Origin of the sequence: Nostoc sp. DedQUE02, assembly GCF_034531035.1 — a bacterium.
GTDB lineage: Bacteria > Cyanobacteriota > Cyanobacteriia > Cyanobacteriales > Nostocaceae > Nostoc.
The window spans coordinates 306,314-323,685 of the sequence record NZ_JAVRBY020000001.1; the positions used below are offsets into that span (position 1 = coordinate 306,314).

At 43.1% G+C, this 17,372-nt stretch carries 12 protein-coding genes; 9 read left to right on the forward strand and 3 right to left on the reverse strand.

Translation table 11 applies throughout. The features are described from left to right. The first annotated feature begins 17 nt into the window (after positions 1–17). From RMX98_RS01405 to RMX98_RS01430, 6 genes are all read left to right on the forward strand, one after another. Positions 18–707, forward strand: a complete 690-nt coding sequence (locus tag RMX98_RS01405; RefSeq protein WP_322680663.1) for a hypothetical protein — start codon at positions 18–20, stop codon at positions 705–707. 415 nt (positions 708–1,122) lie between these two features. Beyond that, entirely contained in the window at positions 1,123–1,773 is a 651-nt protein-coding gene (locus RMX98_RS01410) for a sigma-70 family RNA polymerase sigma factor (protein WP_322680662.1), read from the forward strand. A 227-nt stretch (positions 1,774–2,000) separates the two neighbouring features. Next, a complete protein-coding gene (locus RMX98_RS01415; RefSeq protein WP_409880731.1) occupies positions 2,001–4,769 on the forward strand; it encodes a CHAT domain-containing protein in 2,769 nt (922 codons plus the stop codon). 172 nt (positions 4,770–4,941) lie between these two features. Then, entirely contained in the window at positions 4,942–5,913 is a 972-nt protein-coding gene (locus RMX98_RS01420) for a DUF1822 family protein (protein ID WP_322680661.1), read from the forward strand. Positions 5,914–6,093: 180 nt separating this feature from the next. Further along, a complete protein-coding gene (locus RMX98_RS01425; protein ID WP_409880985.1) occupies positions 6,094–8,418 on the forward strand; it encodes a CHASE2 domain-containing protein in 2,325 nt (774 codons plus the stop codon). Positions 8,419–8,557: 139 nt separating this feature from the next. Further along, on the forward strand, positions 8,558–9,382 hold the full coding sequence (locus tag RMX98_RS01430; protein WP_322680659.1) for a DUF928 domain-containing protein: 825 nt from the start codon (positions 8,558–8,560) through the stop codon (positions 9,380–9,382). A gap of 76 nt (positions 9,383–9,458) precedes the next feature. Here RMX98_RS01430 and RMX98_RS01435 read toward each other — a convergent pair whose 3' ends face one another. Then, entirely contained in the window at positions 9,459–11,567 is a 2,109-nt protein-coding gene (locus RMX98_RS01435; RefSeq protein WP_322680658.1) for a M3 family metallopeptidase, read from the reverse strand. A gap of 692 nt (positions 11,568–12,259) precedes the next feature. On the opposite strand from RMX98_RS01435, the gene RMX98_RS01440 reads away from it, so the two are divergent. After that, complete coding sequence (locus RMX98_RS01440; RefSeq protein ID WP_322680657.1) at positions 12,260–13,216, forward strand: hypothetical protein; 957 nt, start codon at positions 12,260–12,262, stop codon at positions 13,214–13,216. 318 nt (positions 13,217–13,534) lie between these two features. Further along, positions 13,535–14,026 (forward strand): cupin domain-containing protein, encoded by a 492-nt coding sequence (locus RMX98_RS01445; RefSeq protein WP_322680656.1) that lies wholly within the window; start codon positions 13,535–13,537, stop codon positions 14,024–14,026. A 179-nt stretch (positions 14,027–14,205) separates the two neighbouring features. On the opposite strand, the gene RMX98_RS01450 is transcribed toward RMX98_RS01445, so the two are convergent. Both RMX98_RS01450 and RMX98_RS01455 read right to left on the reverse strand, forming a co-directional pair. Beyond that, a complete protein-coding gene (locus tag RMX98_RS01450) occupies positions 14,206–16,026 on the reverse strand; it encodes an ABC transporter ATP-binding protein (RefSeq protein ID WP_322680655.1) in 1,821 nt (606 codons plus the stop codon). A gap of 87 nt (positions 16,027–16,113) precedes the next feature. Beyond that, entirely contained in the window at positions 16,114–16,914 is an 801-nt protein-coding gene (locus RMX98_RS01455) for a DUF6816 family protein (protein WP_322680654.1), read from the reverse strand. 119 nt (positions 16,915–17,033) lie between these two features. On the opposite strand from RMX98_RS01455, the gene RMX98_RS01460 reads away from it, so the two are divergent. Beyond that, positions 17,034–17,372, forward strand: a complete 339-nt coding sequence (locus tag RMX98_RS01460; RefSeq protein ID WP_322680653.1) for a carbon dioxide-concentrating mechanism protein CcmK — start codon at positions 17,034–17,036, stop codon at positions 17,370–17,372.

Genomic DNA, 17,372 nt, shown 5'->3' on the forward strand with positions numbered 1-17,372 from the left:
GTCTTTATAAGGGAATTATGTCTAATGAAGTAAACGTAGTGCAAGCAGGTGGCTACCAAGTTAGCGGCAATCGACAAGGGCAAGTCACTGTCAGGGAAATTACTTCTTCTGAGGTAATTCGTACTTTTGACATGGATGAAGGAGTTGTTGTTAGAGAAGTATTTCTCCTAGATGGTAGTAAAACTGTTGCAGCTTGCCAAAAAAACCACGCTATTTTTTGGAATTTAGCTACAGGTGAAGAAATCTACCGTTTTCCTAAGAGGATTTATGGCTTCTCCAACAATGAGACGAAATTCTTCGCTTACAAATATCCAGATGGCGTGTCCTTGTATGCCTATCCTGAGTTGACGCAAATCTGTGAACTGTTAAACAGACGAATGGCTGGGCCTTTTCACTTTCTTTTTTCTCCAAATGACCGCTTTCTAGTCGTTTGGTTCGCTAGCGGATATCCCTCAAGCGATGAAAATTATCCTGGGAGAAATCCCGTTCGGTCAGCACTCGCTTACACAAAGCTTTTCAACCTTGATACGTGTTATGAAATTCAGGAATTTTCGCAGTTGAGAGCGCTTGAGAAAGGTAATTTTTCCCCCAATTCAAGATTCTATGACTTTCAAAAGACCAAGCGTTTCTTACCTGACAATAATTTCATTACAAAATTGTGGCGGTTCGATTTAACAACCTACGAGGTCAGAGAAATTAGCCAATAGGCTGCTGTATATCCTTATAAAAAAAGTAAGATAATCCAATGAAAATTTAGTTTTGAGCAGTGGTAGTATCTTGTTTTGCGCTATTAGTAACTGGCATCTTGCCCGCAGTACTCCAGTTTTAAAAATGTATGGGGTTTAATGTGCATTCAAGTCATGTTGAAGGCAGCAGGATTTCAAAATGTGCAGCAAAAACATACTCAGTATTAAGGATTCAACATCACTTTAAGTAGAGATGAGAAAATAGATTCTTGTAGAGCAGAAATCTTACTTCCCCATATTACCCCTTATCCCTAGAGGCAGCCCCACCTTCTTCACTGCCTTTTAAAAAAGATAGGGCATCTTGACGAAAAGTGATTCTTTAGAGCGTTGTTATACGCAATACTAAGATATTCTTGCTTTCTTCGCCAAGATTGTCATGGTTCAATTCGATGAACAGCTACGCCGCTTAGTTACAGAAGCCTGTGGACACCAACCTGGAAGCCCTCAGCGTCAGAAGCTGCTCACGCAAATTATTCGCTTGACAGCAAGTAGACTCTGGAGGGAAAGTACTCCCTACTATCAAGACGCACTACAACAAACTTGGTTGTATTTCTGTCGTAATGTTTGTGAAGGTTTGACAGGTCAAATCTACGATCCCAGGTATGGCAGTGTCATCACCTGGCTGAATGCTTACCTCAAGAGGAGACTACAAGACTTTTACCTTAACCAGAATCGGGAACAAGCCACAACAGTCCCTCTAAAAACTCGTCAGTCTACATCGGGTGGAACAAGTGAAACCATTGATCCTGTAGATAACCTCCCAGCTAGTCCGCAAGCACCTCCAATTTTGGAAGACTTGGAAATATGGGCAAAGACAGATTCTGATGGAGAACTTCGCGGTACTTATATTAAAGGGCGTCCAGATGTGAATTGTCAGGTGTTAATTCTCAAACGCTTACCCCCAGAAGTTAGCTGGAAAGATTTATCTGAGGAATTTGGGCTGTCAATTCCAACATTAAGCAGTTTTTATCAACGCCAATGTTTGCCACGTTTGCGTAAATTCGCAGAATTGGAGGGATTATTATGATCGGTACTGAATACTGTTAGCAGTAGCGGGGCGTTGAGTCAGTGCTGAGTAAAAAGTATTATTTATCGAACAGAATTCAGAGTCAGCAGTTAGAATTCCGTTCGATAAATAAGATTGTGGAAGCTCAGGGATAGGTGAGAGATGGGAATGGTAACATTACCCTGGTAGTCCAAGAACCCATGTTCATCCTGTACGTTCCTGGTTATCATCTACCTCTTGTCGTGTTTATGGCTAAAACTACTAGGATTTTTGGCGCGAATTCTGTAAAAGTTAAAAGGCAAAAGCAGCCAGGGCATCGCGTATTTTCCCTACACTGTGGGGCTTTTTACCCCTTCGGAGTTCTCCAATCACTCACTTTGCATAAAAAGACTGCCCTAGCTCACTTTTTACGTTTCCTGATCGCTTTGCTATGCATTGTTGGTTCACCGGTGCTAGCCAAAGTTCCTAGTTCAATCAATTCCTTATCCCAACTGCCATTTTCCAGTCAAACATCACTGGCTGTTACCACTGACCCCGCTTCACTACTACAGGAAGGTAAAACTTTATACGATGATGGTAACTTTACCAAAGCTATAGAAGTGTTACAACAAGCTGTCCAAGCATATAAACAGCAAGGGGATAACCCGAGACTGGCAGCGACACTGAGTAATCTTTCCTTAGCTTACCAGCAACTCGGTGCATGGAGTCAGGCGCAGGAGGCAATTACAGAAAGCTTAAATTTACTCAAAGGAGAGGATAAAAACCAAAATCTGCAAATATTTGCCCAATCACTGGATATTCAAGGTCGTCTACAACTGGCAATGGGACAGCCTGAGGCGGCTTTAGCAACTTGGCAGCAAACAGAACAAATTTATAAGCAAACAGATAATCAAAGTGGCGTGGTGCGATCGCTAATCAATCAAGCACAGGCGTGGCGCACCCAAGGATTTTACCCTCGCGCCGTCAAAACACTCGAACAGGTTAGTCAGACCTTAAAATCTCAATCAGATTCTATAGAAAAGACAGTGAGTTTGCGATCGCTCGGTGATGCCCTTTCGGTATTGGGCGATTTGAAAAAGTCACAGCAAGCGCTAGAAGATAGTCTGATAATTGCTCGAAACCTGAAATCAAGCGCTCATATTGGGGCTAGTCTGTTCAGCTTGGGGAATAATGCCCGTAAACAAAACCAAAAGGAACAGGCGATCGCCTATTATAAACAAACAGTCGAAGTATCTCCCTCACCTCTGACTAAAGTTCAAGCCCAACTAAATCACCTGGGACTACTGATTGAAGACCAACAATGGGTAAAAGCTCAAGCTCTTTTGCCATTGATTGAGTCCCAACTTGAGCAACTTCCCCTTAGCCGTGCAAGTATTTACGCTCATGTTAACTTTTCACAAAGTTTGACAAAAGTCAAGGGTGGTATAATACAAGCTTCTAGCCAGAATTACTACTCAAAACTCAGTACAAAAGACTCAGCAAAGTTACTCGCTAGTGCCATCCAGCAATCCCGCAGTTTAGGGGACAAGCGGGCAGAGGCTTATGCTTTGAAGAGTTTAGGCGGCTTGTACGAAGAAACCAGGCAGTGGTCAGAAGCGCAAGACCTGACCCGGCAAGGATTAGCTTTGGCACAGAGTAGCAATGCACCAGAAATTACCTATACCTTAGAGTGGCAGTTAGGTAGATTGCTGTGGGCGCAAAAAGATATTAATGGTGCGATCGCGGCTTATGATGCTGCTGTAGACACGCTTAAGCCTCTCCGCAGAGATTTGGTAGTGAATAAAGATGTCGTGAACCAGGATGTGCAATTCAACTTCCGAGACAGTGTAGAACCAGTCTACCGCCAGTCAGTAGAGTTACTGCTACAATCTCAACAAGGAAAACCAAATGAAAAAATATTAGAGAAAGCACGCGAGCGGATTGAGGCACTCCAACTAGCAGAATTAGACGACTTCTTCCGGGAAGCTTGTCTGCAAGGTCAGAGAGTAGCCCTTGATCGAGTAGTAGACCAAAATAATTCTAAGGCTGCCATCCTTTATCCGATTATTCTTCCTGACGAAATCCAGGTAATTGTCAAAATTCCCCAACAATCTCTGCAAAACTACAGTACCAAGATTTCCCAAGCAGAAGTAGAAGAACTCTTAGTAAAACTGCGAAGAAATCTTGTCAATCCGACTGCTACTAAGCTCGTCCAAACCGAATCGCAAGAAGTTTATAGTTGGCTGCTTAAACCCATTGAGTCACAATTGCAAAAAAGTGGCGTTGATACCCTCGTGTTCGTCCTAGATGGGGCATTACGCAATTTACCAATGGCAGCTCTCTATGATGGTAAACAATATTTAGTAGAGAAATATGCGATCGCCCTAAGCGTCGGTTTGCAGCTCCTCGACCCGAAACCGTTGGTAAAACAGCAGCTTAGAGCGCTAACCGCAGGACTAACTCAGCCACCGCCAGGATTTCCCAAGTTTGCACCATTGCTGGCGATTAAATCTGAATTTGACGGCATTACTAAAGCAGGAGTTTCGACAACCAGCCTACTGGATGGGGATTTTAAGAAAAAGAATTTAGAAAGTGAAATTGGCGCTGCTTCATTCAACATAGTGCATTTGGCAACCCACGGTCAGTTTAGTTCTCGCCTGGAAGACACTTTTATTTTAGATTTCGATGGTCAGATCAATGTCAAAGATTTTGATACTCTCTTCCGCAGTCAGGGTAAAACCGTAGTAGAACTATTAGTTTTGAGTGCTTGCCAAACAGCAACAGGAGACAATCGTGCAGCCCTTGGTTTAGCAGGAGCAGCTGTCCGAGCTGGGGCACGTAGTACCATAGCTTCCCTGTGGCAGATTGATGATGAATCAACAGCGATGTTTGTCAGTGCCTTCTATCGAGAACTCAAGAGTGGCAAAATCACCAAAGCTGAAGCAGTTCACCGTGCCCAGCTACAACTCCTGAAACATCCCAACTACAGAGCGCCAAGCTATTGGTCTGCCTATGTCTTGATTGGCAACTGGTTGTAATTTGGGCATTGGGCATTGGTAACTCTTCCCCATTCCCCATTAGCCATTAGCCATTAGCCATTAGCCATTCCCCATCCCCTAATTATCTTCTTCCAGTATTCAATTTTGTGGCATAAATTTAGTGAATGCAGGTGATATGTCCATAGCAGCATTGATCACTAGAGATTGATTTATGAATAACTCCACCTATCAGCTAGACGATTTCGCTTTAACATTGCCGATTTCTCAAAAAGCTCGCATAACTGCCCAGCAATTTGCTAACCAGCAGCCAAATCCTGAAAAAGCAGAGCAAGTCCGGCTGAATACTCTGGCTGTATGGGTGGTAAATGATTACTTACAGATGATGGATATTCCTACTGATCTTCAAGCTAGTGACAGTTGGAACCCCCTCATGCGCCTTTGTGGGAATATAGCTGACTTAAAAGTGCCCTCAATTGGTCGTCTGGAATGTCGTCCTGTCCATCGACATCAGCAGATATGTTCTATTCCTCCAGAAACTTGGGAAGAACGGGTGGGTTATTTAGTAGTTCAATTTGATGAATCGCTCCAAGAAGCGAGGCTGCTTGGTTTTATCCCTAGTGTCAAAACTGAAACACTGCCTTTAGCGCAACTGCAACCATTGGAAGCATTTATCGATCGCCTCTGGGAACTACGCCAATCCCCAGTTAGTTCACTGGTGAATTTGAGTCAATGGTTTGCTGGTGTATTTGAGACTGGCTGGCAGACTATTGAATCGCTGTGGAATGTACCGGAACTCAGACCAACTTATGCCTTTCGCAGTATTGAAACTTTGGAACTCGATACCCTCAATCAACCAGAAGAATCAATTACTAAACGGGCAAAACTGATTGATTTGGGTATTCAAATTCTCAACCAACCAGTTATGTTGATTGTGGAAATTAGCCCCGGAAAAGATCAACAAACCAGTATTCATCTCCAATTGCACGCCACTGGGAATCAAATCTATTTGCCGCCAGGAGTTAATCTTACCGTTCTAGATAGTTCGGGAGCAGTTTTTTTAGACGCTCAATCTAGAAAATCAGATAATTACATTCAGTTGCAGTTTCGTGGTGAACCCACAGAGCAATTTAGCGTTAGGGTAGCCTTAGATAATATCAGCATTACCGAACATTTCCAAATTTGAATTATGTAGCGATATTCTTTCTTTGTCGGTAATTTATTAAGTTGTAATTTGTTAATTAAAAATTAAAAATTCAAGCTGGCTTTTGGGGATTTTGAAAAAAGTCTGTAGATGCTTATGGAGCTTGTTATGAGACATTAATTAGAACAGGGCGTGATCTTGCACAGGGAGATAACGACGGTTATGGGTAAGTTAGTGGTGATGAAATTCGGAGAGGGTAGTTTTGAGCAGGGATTTGCTGTCACCCTCCAAATTGGTGAAGAACATGAGCGTGCTGCAACAGAAATTACAGGGAAGCTACCTTCATTCCCTCAAATGCCGCTCTATTATAGTCGTTGGCAGTCTAGTTATCGGCAGATAGGCAATCGTTATCGCCTCCATGCTGACAAAATACAGGTGACGAATGTATCGATGATTCAAGACTGCGAAAACACTTCCCATATTTTGCGGGCACGCTTTAATACCTGGCTGCGAGCAGAAGAGTTTCGCCCTTTGAGGGAAAAATGGTTAGAAAGATTGTCGTCCACGGACGAAGTGCGGGTAATTTTGCAAACAGAAAATAGCCAATTGCAGCTATTACCCTGGCATCTGTGGGACTTGTTAGAACGCTACCCCAAGGCTGAAATTGCCCTTTCCTCACCATCCTACGATCGCATTCACAAACCGCGTACTCTCAATAAATTAGTCAACATTTTGGCAATTGTGGGCAATAGTAAGGGAATTGACACCCAAGCCGACCAAGCTTTACTGCAACAGTGTAGTAACGCAGAAGTCAGCTTTCTGGTAGAACCACAGCGCAAGGAATTGACAGACCATCTCTGGGGGAAAAACTGGGATATTCTCTTTTTTGCTGGGCACAGTTCCAGTCATGGAAATGGAGAAAGTGGACGAATTTACCTGAATAAAACTGATAGTCTCACCATTGGCGAGTTAAAATACGCTCTCAAAAAAGCCATTGAAAACGGCTTGCAATTAGCTATATTTAACTCTTGTGATGGATTAGGGTTGGCGCGAGAATTGGCTGATTTGCAAATTCCTCAAATAATCGTCATGCGCGAACCCGTCCCAGACCAGGTTGCAAAGGAGTTTTTAAAGTATTTTCTCGAAGCCTTTGCCGGTGGCGAGTCTTTATATCAAGCAGTACGCCAAGCGCGAGAACGCTTGCAAGGACTTGAAGATCGATTTCCTTGTGCGACTTGGCTACCAGTGATTTGCCAAAATCCAGCGCAGATACCACCAACTTGGGATGAATTAAGGTCTGCAACAATTGAAGATATACCGAATTTACCTTTGCCTAGCAGAGGCAGATTTCGGACAACTTTGTTATCCAGTTTGGCGATTACAATGTTGGTTTGTACGGTAAGATTGCTGGGATTCCTGGAAAATCAAGAGATTCAAGCCTTTGACTTGATGATGCGATCGCGCCCTCCTGAAGGACTCGATCCCCGATTGTTGATCATCACAATTGACGATGATGATCTGGCAATTCAAAGACAAAATAACGAATCCTTGATCGGAGCTTCTATTTCGGAAAAATCTCTCAATAAACTCCTGGCAAAACTGAATCAGTACCAACCCCGCGCGATCGGCTTGGATATCTACCGTGATTTTAAGGCCAAAGAGCCAGATTTAATTACTCGTCTCCAGCAAACTCAAAACTTGATTGGTGTATGCAAGGGGAGTGATAGCTCAGGAAACATTAAAGGCATTAACCCGCCACCAGAAATCCCCCCAGGAAACCTGGGATTCAGTGACTTTATTCACGATCGCGATGGAGTTATTCGTCGGCATCTTTTGTTCATGAATCAGGAGACGACATCATTGTGTTCTACTCCCTATTCCTTCAGTTTACAACTAGCATCTCTCTATCTGCGCTCTTCAGGAATTCAAACAAAGTTCACCCCGGAAAAAAATTTGCAGTTGGGTAAGACTATTTTTGTGAATCTGAAGTCTCGTAGTGGCGGGTATCAAAATATTGATGCTAATGGTGGTCAAATCTTACTTAACTACCGTTCCTCAAAAGAGATAGCTGAACAGGTGAAGCTAACGCAATTTTTATCTAGTCCAGTTAACCTCAGCGCGATCAAAGACCGAATTGTTCTAATTGGTGTAGTGGCAAAGGGGGATTCTCCCGATACCTGGCCAACACCTTATGGCATTCCTTTAGATGAACAAATGCCAGGAGTGCTGGTACAAGCTCACATGATCAGCCAGATTCTTAGTGCAGTTCAGGATGGGCGACCGTTGCTGCAAACTTGGTCATTGTGGGGGGAGGTGGTCTGGATTTGGGGCTGGTCTTTGATCGGGGGAATTTTAGCTTGGCGCAGGCTTTCGCTACCCTGGTTACTGTTTGCAGTCGGTGTTACTTCTAGCGTTTTGTATGTGGTTTGCTTTGGTCTGTTAATTTCGGGTACTTGGGTGCCATTTGTACCGTCGGCTTTATCGCTGGTAGCTATGGTGGCTTTGCTGTCAATTTATAATTCTAAAACAGAAGTGAGTGGGCAGTAGGGGAGATGAGGGACTTCCAACTAAAAAAATAATCAATCGTTTTGGAAGGCAGGGGGAGCAGGGGAGGCAGAGGAGGCAGAGGGAGAGAGAATAACTAATGCCCAATCTAGAATCTAAAATCGTATAAGGTAAAGTTTTTATGAATTCAAATTCACAACCGATAAAACTGTTTTTAGTAGTAGCTTTTAGTTGTACAAGTTTATTAGTTAGCCTGACTCCAGTATTAGCGAAACCAACTGTTGGTTCTTCAAGCCATCGCTCTGATGCTAAAACACCCATTGCTCAAGCCACAACCTTTAATCAACCTGCAATTCCACCTGGCCCCCCTCCTGGAGGTCGCGTTCGTGGTGGAGCCAAGCGCGGGGCGGTGGGGACGCTAGCTGCATGTCCACCTACTAAACCCGATCTGACTGCTTTAGTGCCCTCTACTGAGGAAGCTAACTCAGTGATCAATGTCTGGGGACAAACAACAGTAGAACGCCCAAGTTGGTTTTTCTATGTTCCATATAGCAAAGATTCGTCATATACAGTTGAATTTGTCTTGCAAGATCAGGACGCTAATGAAATTTACCAAAAAGCGATCGCTCTCCCAAATAAGCCAGGAATCGTCCGCGTTTCTTTGCCTACCAATGCTCCCGCTTTAGAGGTAAACAAACAATACCGTTGGTTTTTCAGCATTAACTGTGACAAGGAAAAGAATTCTCCCCCGACTTATGTTGAAGGGGTAATACAACGAGTCGAACTGAATCCAGCCACAATCAAAGAACTACAAACCACAGAACCTCGAAAGCGCTATGCTATCTATGCCCAAAAGGGGATATGGTATGAGGCACTGACGGCGCTGGCTGAACTGCGTCAAAAAAATCCTCAAGATGCGGCACTCAAAGCAGAGTGGCAAAATTTGTTAGGCAGCATCCGCTTGGATGATGTTGCAGGAGAACCGATTCCCCCAGAAACACCTTAAACTCGGAAAAAATGTTCAGTTAAGCAAAAATTTGATGTAGAGACGTTGCAATGCAACGTCCCTAAAGATGTGTTGTTTAGTTTACAGCAGTACTCACTAAACCATTGTGCCTAAGCAAAGCGATCGTACTTGGTTCACGACCCCGGAAAGTTTTAAACACTTCCATTGGATGCTTACTACCACCGAGTGCCAGCACCGTATCTCGATAACGTGCGCCTGTAGCTTTTATAGCTTCCTCATCTTCTAGACCCGCTTCTTCAAAAGCGGCAAAAGCATCAGCACTCAATACCTCAGCCCACTTGTAACTATAGTAACCTGCTGCATAACCACCCTCAAAAATGTGTCCAAAAGCACACAGCATGGAATCTTCTGGAAGTGGTGGTAAAATAGTAGTAGTTTTAGCTATGCGATGACGCACATCTGCCGGAGTTTCATTGCTACCAGAACGATAGCGGTAATGTAGTTCTAAATCAATACTGCTAAAGTGAATCTGCCGCAACATAGTAGTACCACTCATATAATTACGCGCCGCTAGCAGCTTTTGATAATAATGCTCCGGTAGGGCTTCGCCAGTTTCGTAATGTTTAGCCATACCAAACAAAGTGGGTCGCTCATAACACCAGTTTTCCATAAACTGACTAGGTAGTTCCACTGCATCCCATTCGACATTATTGATGCCTGCGGCTCCAGCATAGTCAACCTTGGTAAGCATGTGCTGCAATCCATGACCAAACTCGTGGAACAAAGTTTCTACTTCATAGAAAGTCATCAAACTCGGCTTGCCATCGACTGGAGGAGTTTGGTTACATATCAAATAAGTCACAGGCAACCGAATGCTAGATGCACCATTTTCAGTGATTTTGGCACGATTGATGCACACATCCATCCAAGCACCACCACGTTTTTCTGCCGGACGGCTATAGGGATCTAAGTAGAAGTAGGCTATGGGAGAACCAGTTTCATCAGCTATTTGGAAATAACGGACATCCTCATGCCATACTGGGGCTTGAGCATCAGCTGGGGTTACAGTCACACCAAACAGCCGCTTGACAAGTCCAAACAAGCCATCTAGCACTTGGGGAAGGGGAAAGTAGGGACGCAATTCTTCAGCAGTAAAAGCAAATTTTGCTTCTCGTTGGCGTTCTGCCCAAAAGCTGATGTCCCAGTGCTTTAAATCCTCATGTTCTTTTCCATGTGATGCGGCAAAAGCTTGGAGTTCTTTTAAGTCTTTGACAGCAGCATCATAACTGGCTTGGCGTAGTTCTTCTAATAGTGCTTCAACAGCTTCAACATTAGGAGCCATTTTACTGGCAAGGCTCAACTCGGCAAAACTCTTAAAGCCAAGTAAATCTGCAAGTTCTTGCCGTAATTCTAAAATACGCACAATTAACGGATTATTATCTAAATCGCCACTAGAAGCGCGAGTAATATAAGCTTTGTAGAGCTTTTCACGCAAATCTCGACGGGTGCTGTGCTGCATGAAAGGGCCGTAGCTGGGGAAGTCTAAAGTAATCCGCCAAGGGCCATTTTCTGGTGTGGCGTTCTCTTCTCCTGCCGCACGAGCCGCTTGGGCGCTTAAACTCACCAAACTTGGTGGTAAACCGTCAATTTCGGCTTTTGTTGTCAGGGTTAAACTAAAGGCTTTCGTGGCATCAAGTACATGGTTAGAGAATTTGGTCGAAAGTTCTGCTAACTCCATCTGAATGATGTTGAAACGCTCTCTTGCTTCTCCTTCTAAGCCAACACCAGAAAGTTCTGCATCTCGAATGGCGGCTTCTACAATGCGCTGTTGGGCTAATTCTAAAGTTGCCCAACTTTCACTGCTACGGAGTGCTTTAAAAGCATTGTAAATCGGTTGGCTTTGACCGAGTTTGTTGATAAACTGTACGACTAATGGCTGTACGATTTCATGAGCTTCGCGCAGTTCCGGGCTATTTTTAACACCCATTAAATGATTTACCACCCCCCAACTCCAGGTAAGCCGTTCTGTCAGCTTTTCTAAGGGTTCTACTAAACCACTCCAAGTAGGCTCTACATTAGCCTCTAAGGTGGCAAGCTGCTGGTCAAGTTCTGCTAGTAACTGATTGAAGGCTGGTACTACACGTTCTGGTTTAATCTCTGCAAAGGGAGGTAAACCAGTGCCTTGGAGTAAGGGATTATGGGAAATGATGGTACTTGCACTCATGGTTTTGTGTGAACTGCAAAGGAATAAAAATCGACAATGATTTTTAGTTATATATCTTCTAATGTAACGATCGCTGTGCTATTTAGTATTGCCATTCTAGAAAAAAGGCAAAAAAAGCGAGAATTACTGACAAAAGTATCCTGATGCGACTATTTTGTTTGGTTTGTGAACGATACTTGACAGACGACACTCCTAAAAATATCAGTGGACTTCTTGGCAAAAGTCGGGAAAAGGGGGAAAGGTTTGTTATTTTCCCTTTCCCCTTTAACCTTTACCCTTTTCCCCTCTCTTGCAAAAAACAGTTTTGCCAAGAGGTCTAGTGAAGTCGTTAGACACCGCTTGGCCTTGACCCTGATACTATCTAGCCATACATTTGCGACGATCGCAGAGTGCATTTACCTAACTCAACTTGACATAATACACGATCCCTAAAAGACGCGATCGCGTACTATGTCAAGGAGGTAGATCGTCTACCAGTATGGGCGTTATCTTGAAAGTGCAGTTTCAGCCCCAGAATTCTACGCTTTCAAGGCGTGGAAGCGTACAAATTAACTGAGTGTCAGCGAGCGTCCTTAGAAAACCGAAAAGGAAGGCTCTATATTTCCATATTTATGATATTATTTGGCAACTCATCTTTTTACTCGTAAAATCGAAGACAAGATCAAGGTCAGTAGAAAAGAGTCCCTAAATTAATGAATACGTTAATCAGTCAGGGTGGAAGAGCTATCACTAAATTTCAGGTGGTAGACCGGATAAACGATATAGCTTGGCAAGCTCACCAAGGCAGCGTTGCGGCGATTATTCAGCTATTGAACGAAAAGCTAGCCCAGTCTTGTGTCAGAACTAGAGCCATTTTTTCTGATGGTGTCTTACAAATTCTGTGTGAGGCAGCTAAAGTAGAGCAACTTGAGCAATCTCCCCTAGTAGAACAAATCCAGCAAATTCTTGAGTCTATCGCCCCGCGTCACATTCGCCGTGTTAAAATCAACAGTCGGATTGTTCGAGAACAACAATTGCTGTGGTTAAAGGAAATAGATAGCGATCGCGAAAATCAATTGCTTTGGTCACAGGAAATTACATTAATTCAGCCCAATATTGTCAAGCAATTAATTAAAGATTTCACAGAAGCTCAAGCTGAACTAGGAAAACCAAATTATCCTAAAACTCAAGTTGCTCGTCCTTTAGTACTCATTAACAAAGAAAAATACAGAAATAAACCTAAAACAAAGATATTAGCAGCAGCAGGTTTATGCTCACTGTTATTGCTTAGTTGGGTTGTTTATGCTCAATTAGGTAACAAACTAAAAAACCTAATGCAGCTAGAAACTTCCAAATCTTCAACTACAAAAAATATTAACGAAAGAAAAACCCAAAAATCATCCAGTGTTCCTAAGAATAGCTTTTCTGAGGAATCTGATGATCCATTTACAATATCTGTGCGAATTGCAAATCTTGCTTCTGCATCTGGTAAAACAGCTACAACCTCAACTCAGTGGTTAGAGATTGCTGCTAAGTGGCAACGGGCTTCAGATTTAATGAGTACGGTGCCACAAACCCACAGCCGTTATCAAGAAGCTAAGATTCGGACTCAACTATATAAGAAATACAGTGAGGCAGCGCAGAAAGAAGCGGATAAAAGTAAATCTTAGTACAGTTTTGGATGAAATCGTAGCGTTTTAAAACGCACTAAATAGCAAAGTCAGTCCAAAATAGACACAAAGTTTTAATAAATTTAATCCGCTACGAATTAGTTACAGCAAATTGCAATCAAACGTGCCACAAATAAAAGCAATACTGGGCTTTGTTTTATGATTTATTTTTGTGGCGGGTTTGTTCAAAAACTGCTGTAAATGCTGTACTTAGTTTTGTAACTCGACTTCCAACTAAGGGTATGGAAAAGTTTCTCTTAAATATAGCCTAGACATAATGAAATAGATATATGTCCCAGAATTCCTAGAGGTGTCAGTATGACTGTTATCACTCCTGATCGTCTCGTCGTAGAAGAAAGCCCTTCTCACGCCGCGCACGAGCCAAATCGCACACTCTGGATCAGCGAAGCAGGAGGGCTTACCCAGTTTGGTGCGTTCATCGAAGTTCTGCAACCTGGCTCTCGTTCATCGATCAAGCATTGGCATAGTGCTGAGGATGAAATGGTCTATGTCCTCGAAGGCGAGATCACGCTCATTGAAGGAGACACAAAGACTGTACTACGTCCTGGCGACGCTGCAACTTTTCAAGCAGGAGTGGCGGTAGGTCACTTCCTTGAGAATCGCAGCGCCAAAGCAACGCGATGCCTAGTAGTCGGCAACCGAGCGGCAGTAGACACAATCACGTATCCTGACCTTGATCGGGTATGTCACCGCGATCGATCGCTGCCAGACGACATCTGGACTAACAGTCTGGGAGAACCTGCTCCGAGTCCCTACTTAGTAGTACGCCAAGGCAACTTGGCGGGGTAAAGGGGAAGGGGTAAAGGGACTCATGTTTTTTATCCCTTACCCTTTTCCTTTTAACCTGAAGGGGTGACAAGAGGGCTGAAGGCAAGGAGATAGAAGAGTGTGACCGTTTTGGGGTAAAAAAAGATAGGTCAAGTATTCTCAACAAGACCTAAATTTAAAATCTAAAAGGTGTATATCCTCTAACTCAGGAGTTCTCCAGTTTCTTGCAGGGAGTGCAAGCGGCGATAAATACCTTCGTGACGCAAGAGTTCATCGTGGCTACCCACTTCTACAATCTTTCCTTGCTCAAGAACCACAATTTTATCAGCTTCTCGCACTGTGCTTAAACGGTGGGCAATGACGATGGTAGTGCAAGTGCCCTGAATCGATCGCATCGCTAGCTGAATTGAACGCTCAGACTCATAATCTAAACTAGAGGTAGCTTCGTCAAAAATCAGCACGTCTGGTTCCACTAACAACGCCCTGGCAATTCCTAACCGTTGTCTTTGTCCTCCAGATAACCTGACACCTCGTTCTCCGACGACGGTGTAATAACCTTTGGGTAAGTGCTGCACTACTTCATCGACTCTGGCAATTCTACAGGCTTCCTGAACCTCTTGCAAAGTGGCATTTGGTCTGCCGTAGGTGAGGTTATCCAATATAGTACCGTTGAAAATGTCTACTTCTTGATGAACGATCGCTAATCTCCGTCTATATTTACCCACATCCAAAGTGCGAATATCTTGACCATCAATCAGAATTTGACCTGTTTGAGGTTCAAAATATCGCAACAGCAATTTCACTAAAGTAGACTTACCAGAACCGGAACGCCCCACTAATGCCACTGTTTGGTATGGCTCAATCAACAAGTTAATATCTTGCAAAACTTGACGGTTGGCATCATATCCAAAACTGAGATGCGACAACTCAACTTTTCCAGTAAATTTATAAGGTGATTCTGTCTGGCTGCTCTCATCTAAAAGACTAGCTGAATCGGATGCAGTTGGCTCTTGGAGAAATTCGTGAAGCCGCAGCATCGAAGAATAACGACGGGCAAAAACTTCTGCCAAGTTACCAATAGGTTCTAATTCGGCATAAGCCATGCTAGAAAGAGTTAAGGTCATGACAAAGTGGCCGAGAGAAATTCTCCCATTTACTGTTGCTGCTAAAGTCAAACCTAAAATTGTAAATACACAAAACTGAATTACAGTTCTTTGCCAAGTACCCAGGATTGTATAACCTTTGTGGATGCGATAATCAAGCACCAATAGTTCGCGATCCAAACGTTGCTTTTGCCGTTTCAGTTCCCTAGCTTCTGTAGCAAATGCTTTCACCGTCTTGATATTGGTGATTAATTCGGAAGTGCGGCTTTCGGTGTCCTCTCCATATTTATCCAGACGGCTTTCGTACCTAATTAATTGCTGTAAATTTTTCAAGCTGAAGCTGAGAATAATTACAAAGGAAATTAGATATAAAATTGCAATTCGCCACTCAATGAACAAGATAAACACAAAAATTCCCAGCACGCGAGCCAGTTTAGGAATCAACTGTCCGGCGATTTCGGGATATGCCCAAGTGTGGTTAGCAACGCCTCTAGCTACTCTGCCGGCAATACGTCCAGGGTTATTTTCATCATAAAATTCTAGTGGCAGAGTCAGAACTTTAGCGATCGCTGTTTGATTTTTTTCTCGACGCGACCTGAAAGCTATATCCCAATGAAACCAATTGGTTAACCAAGGTTGTGTGGGCGCTCTCACTACGGTGACAACGAAAATTAAACCCAGTAATACACCCAAAGATAGAGTTTTATTAACTGGGTAATTGGTGATCTCCGAAAAAGTTGCGATCGCACTTTGAAGTGGTTTATCCAAAGGTTGATTAGACAAAACGTTTAAAATCTGCCCGATCGCGTAAGGGACAACCAAATCAATAACTTCGTAAATGCTAGATGCTGTAATACTGAAAACACTCGGCTTCCAGTAAGAGCGAAAGTAATTGACAATATCTTGAAATTTGGCCATGATGCACACCGTCCAAGAGCGCGATCGTAAACTTGGAATTTATATACTACAAACGTATTACATAGGAGTCAATAGTTAGATGACAAATCACTCTTTGGGAGTAGTTGGCAGTTCTTGAGGGAAAAATTTGAGGCGATAGCGATAGAGAGCAACTGGCCTAAAACCAGCTTTAAAGTAATCTGGATCTTGGGGTGAAAGATAGACAGCAGTAACTTGATCTGCTTCAATCCCCGGATTAGATGTTGGAAGTTTATGATAAGCAGTGGTAGATTCTACAGAGTTTAAATAAGGGCGTGAACCGCCTTTAAATAGTTGTTGAAACACTTCTGTAGTGATGAACTTACCATCAGAGGTAGTTTCTGTGGCGCGTGCAGTCACAATGGAAACTAGTTGGCGACTGCTACGCAAGAACGTAATTTGACGATTAGGTGAATCTGGATCTACTTTGACTGATAACACTGCTTCATCCCCTAAATAAGCCCTTGCCAAATTCAAGCTATTAAACGCTCTATCTGCTACCAAAATTGGGGATTTGTCACCTATCTGAGGAAATATTTTTAACCCAGTAATTGATGGTTGCTCTTTCACAAATCTTACTATAAAACTCACAGGCTGATTTAATTGTCGGCGATTACCTTCAAATCCTGGTGTTACAATCTCTGGTGCTAAAGGCGCAGCTAAATCTACTAACGTACTTGTAACTTTCCAAGTACCAGCCATCCATTCAGGGTAAACTAAATCACCAGAAGCCGATTGCACTGAAGTTAATTTTTCCCATTGAGGAAAATTTGCTAATCGTTCAGACAACTCTCCAGCAAAAGCATCGCCACCCCACAGAAGGAATAAAAACAGCAAGCAAAAACTCCAAATCGCCTTTATTGTAAGCATTAGCAGTTTTGTATTTAACGTTTATTATTTCTCGATTAAAAATTAAGCAAGTTTGTGTAAAAAATTCAAACTCTGTAGTAATATACTTAACCCTACAATCCCAAATTTATGATGACAGCATGACATTGGCACTAGGTATGATTGAAGTTTATGGCGTTCCCACAGCCGTGGAAGTGGGAGATGCAATGTGTAAAGCTGCCCGTGTAACCCTTGTTGGTTATGAAAATACTGATTTGGGACGAATTACCGTGTTGATTCGAGGGGTTGTGGGCGAGGTAAATGTGGCGGTGACAGCAGGATTAAAGGCGGTGCTGCGAGTTAACGGTGGTGAGGTGCTTTCTTCTCATATTATTGCCCGCCCCCACGAGAATTTAGAATATGTTTTACCGATTCATCGCAGCGTTAATATCGAGCAGTTCAGTGCAGATATCCGATTTCCTCCACCCTTATCAGTTTAG

Excerpts from the sequence above, each read along its gene's own strand:
- RMX98_RS01405 (WP_322680663.1), top strand. The coding sequence starts at position 18 with ATGTCTAATGAAGTAAACGTAGTGCAAGCAGGTGGCTACCAAGTTAGC.
- RMX98_RS01410 (WP_322680662.1), top strand. The coding sequence starts at position 1,123 with ATGGTTCAATTCGATGAACAGCTACGCCGCTTAGTTACAGAAGCCTGT.
- RMX98_RS01415 (WP_409880731.1), top strand. The coding sequence starts at position 2,001 with ATGGCTAAAACTACTAGGATTTTTGGCGCGAATTCTGTAAAAGTTAAA.
- RMX98_RS01420 (WP_322680661.1), top strand. The coding sequence starts at position 4,942 with ATGAATAACTCCACCTATCAGCTAGACGATTTCGCTTTAACATTGCCG.
- RMX98_RS01425 (WP_409880985.1), top strand. The coding sequence starts at position 6,094 with ATGGGTAAGTTAGTGGTGATGAAATTCGGAGAGGGTAGTTTTGAGCAG.
- RMX98_RS01430 (WP_322680659.1), top strand. The coding sequence starts at position 8,558 with ATGAATTCAAATTCACAACCGATAAAACTGTTTTTAGTAGTAGCTTTT.
- RMX98_RS01435 (WP_322680658.1), bottom strand. The coding sequence starts at position 11,567 with ATGAGTGCAAGTACCATCATTTCCCATAATCCCTTACTCCAAGGCACT.
- RMX98_RS01440 (WP_322680657.1), top strand. The coding sequence starts at position 12,260 with ATGAATACGTTAATCAGTCAGGGTGGAAGAGCTATCACTAAATTTCAG.
- RMX98_RS01445 (WP_322680656.1), top strand. The coding sequence starts at position 13,535 with ATGACTGTTATCACTCCTGATCGTCTCGTCGTAGAAGAAAGCCCTTCT.
- RMX98_RS01450 (WP_322680655.1), bottom strand. The coding sequence starts at position 16,026 with ATGGCCAAATTTCAAGATATTGTCAATTACTTTCGCTCTTACTGGAAG.
- RMX98_RS01455 (WP_322680654.1), bottom strand. The coding sequence starts at position 16,914 with ATGCTTACAATAAAGGCGATTTGGAGTTTTTGCTTGCTGTTTTTATTC.
- RMX98_RS01460 (WP_322680653.1), top strand. The coding sequence starts at position 17,034 with ATGACATTGGCACTAGGTATGATTGAAGTTTATGGCGTTCCCACAGCC.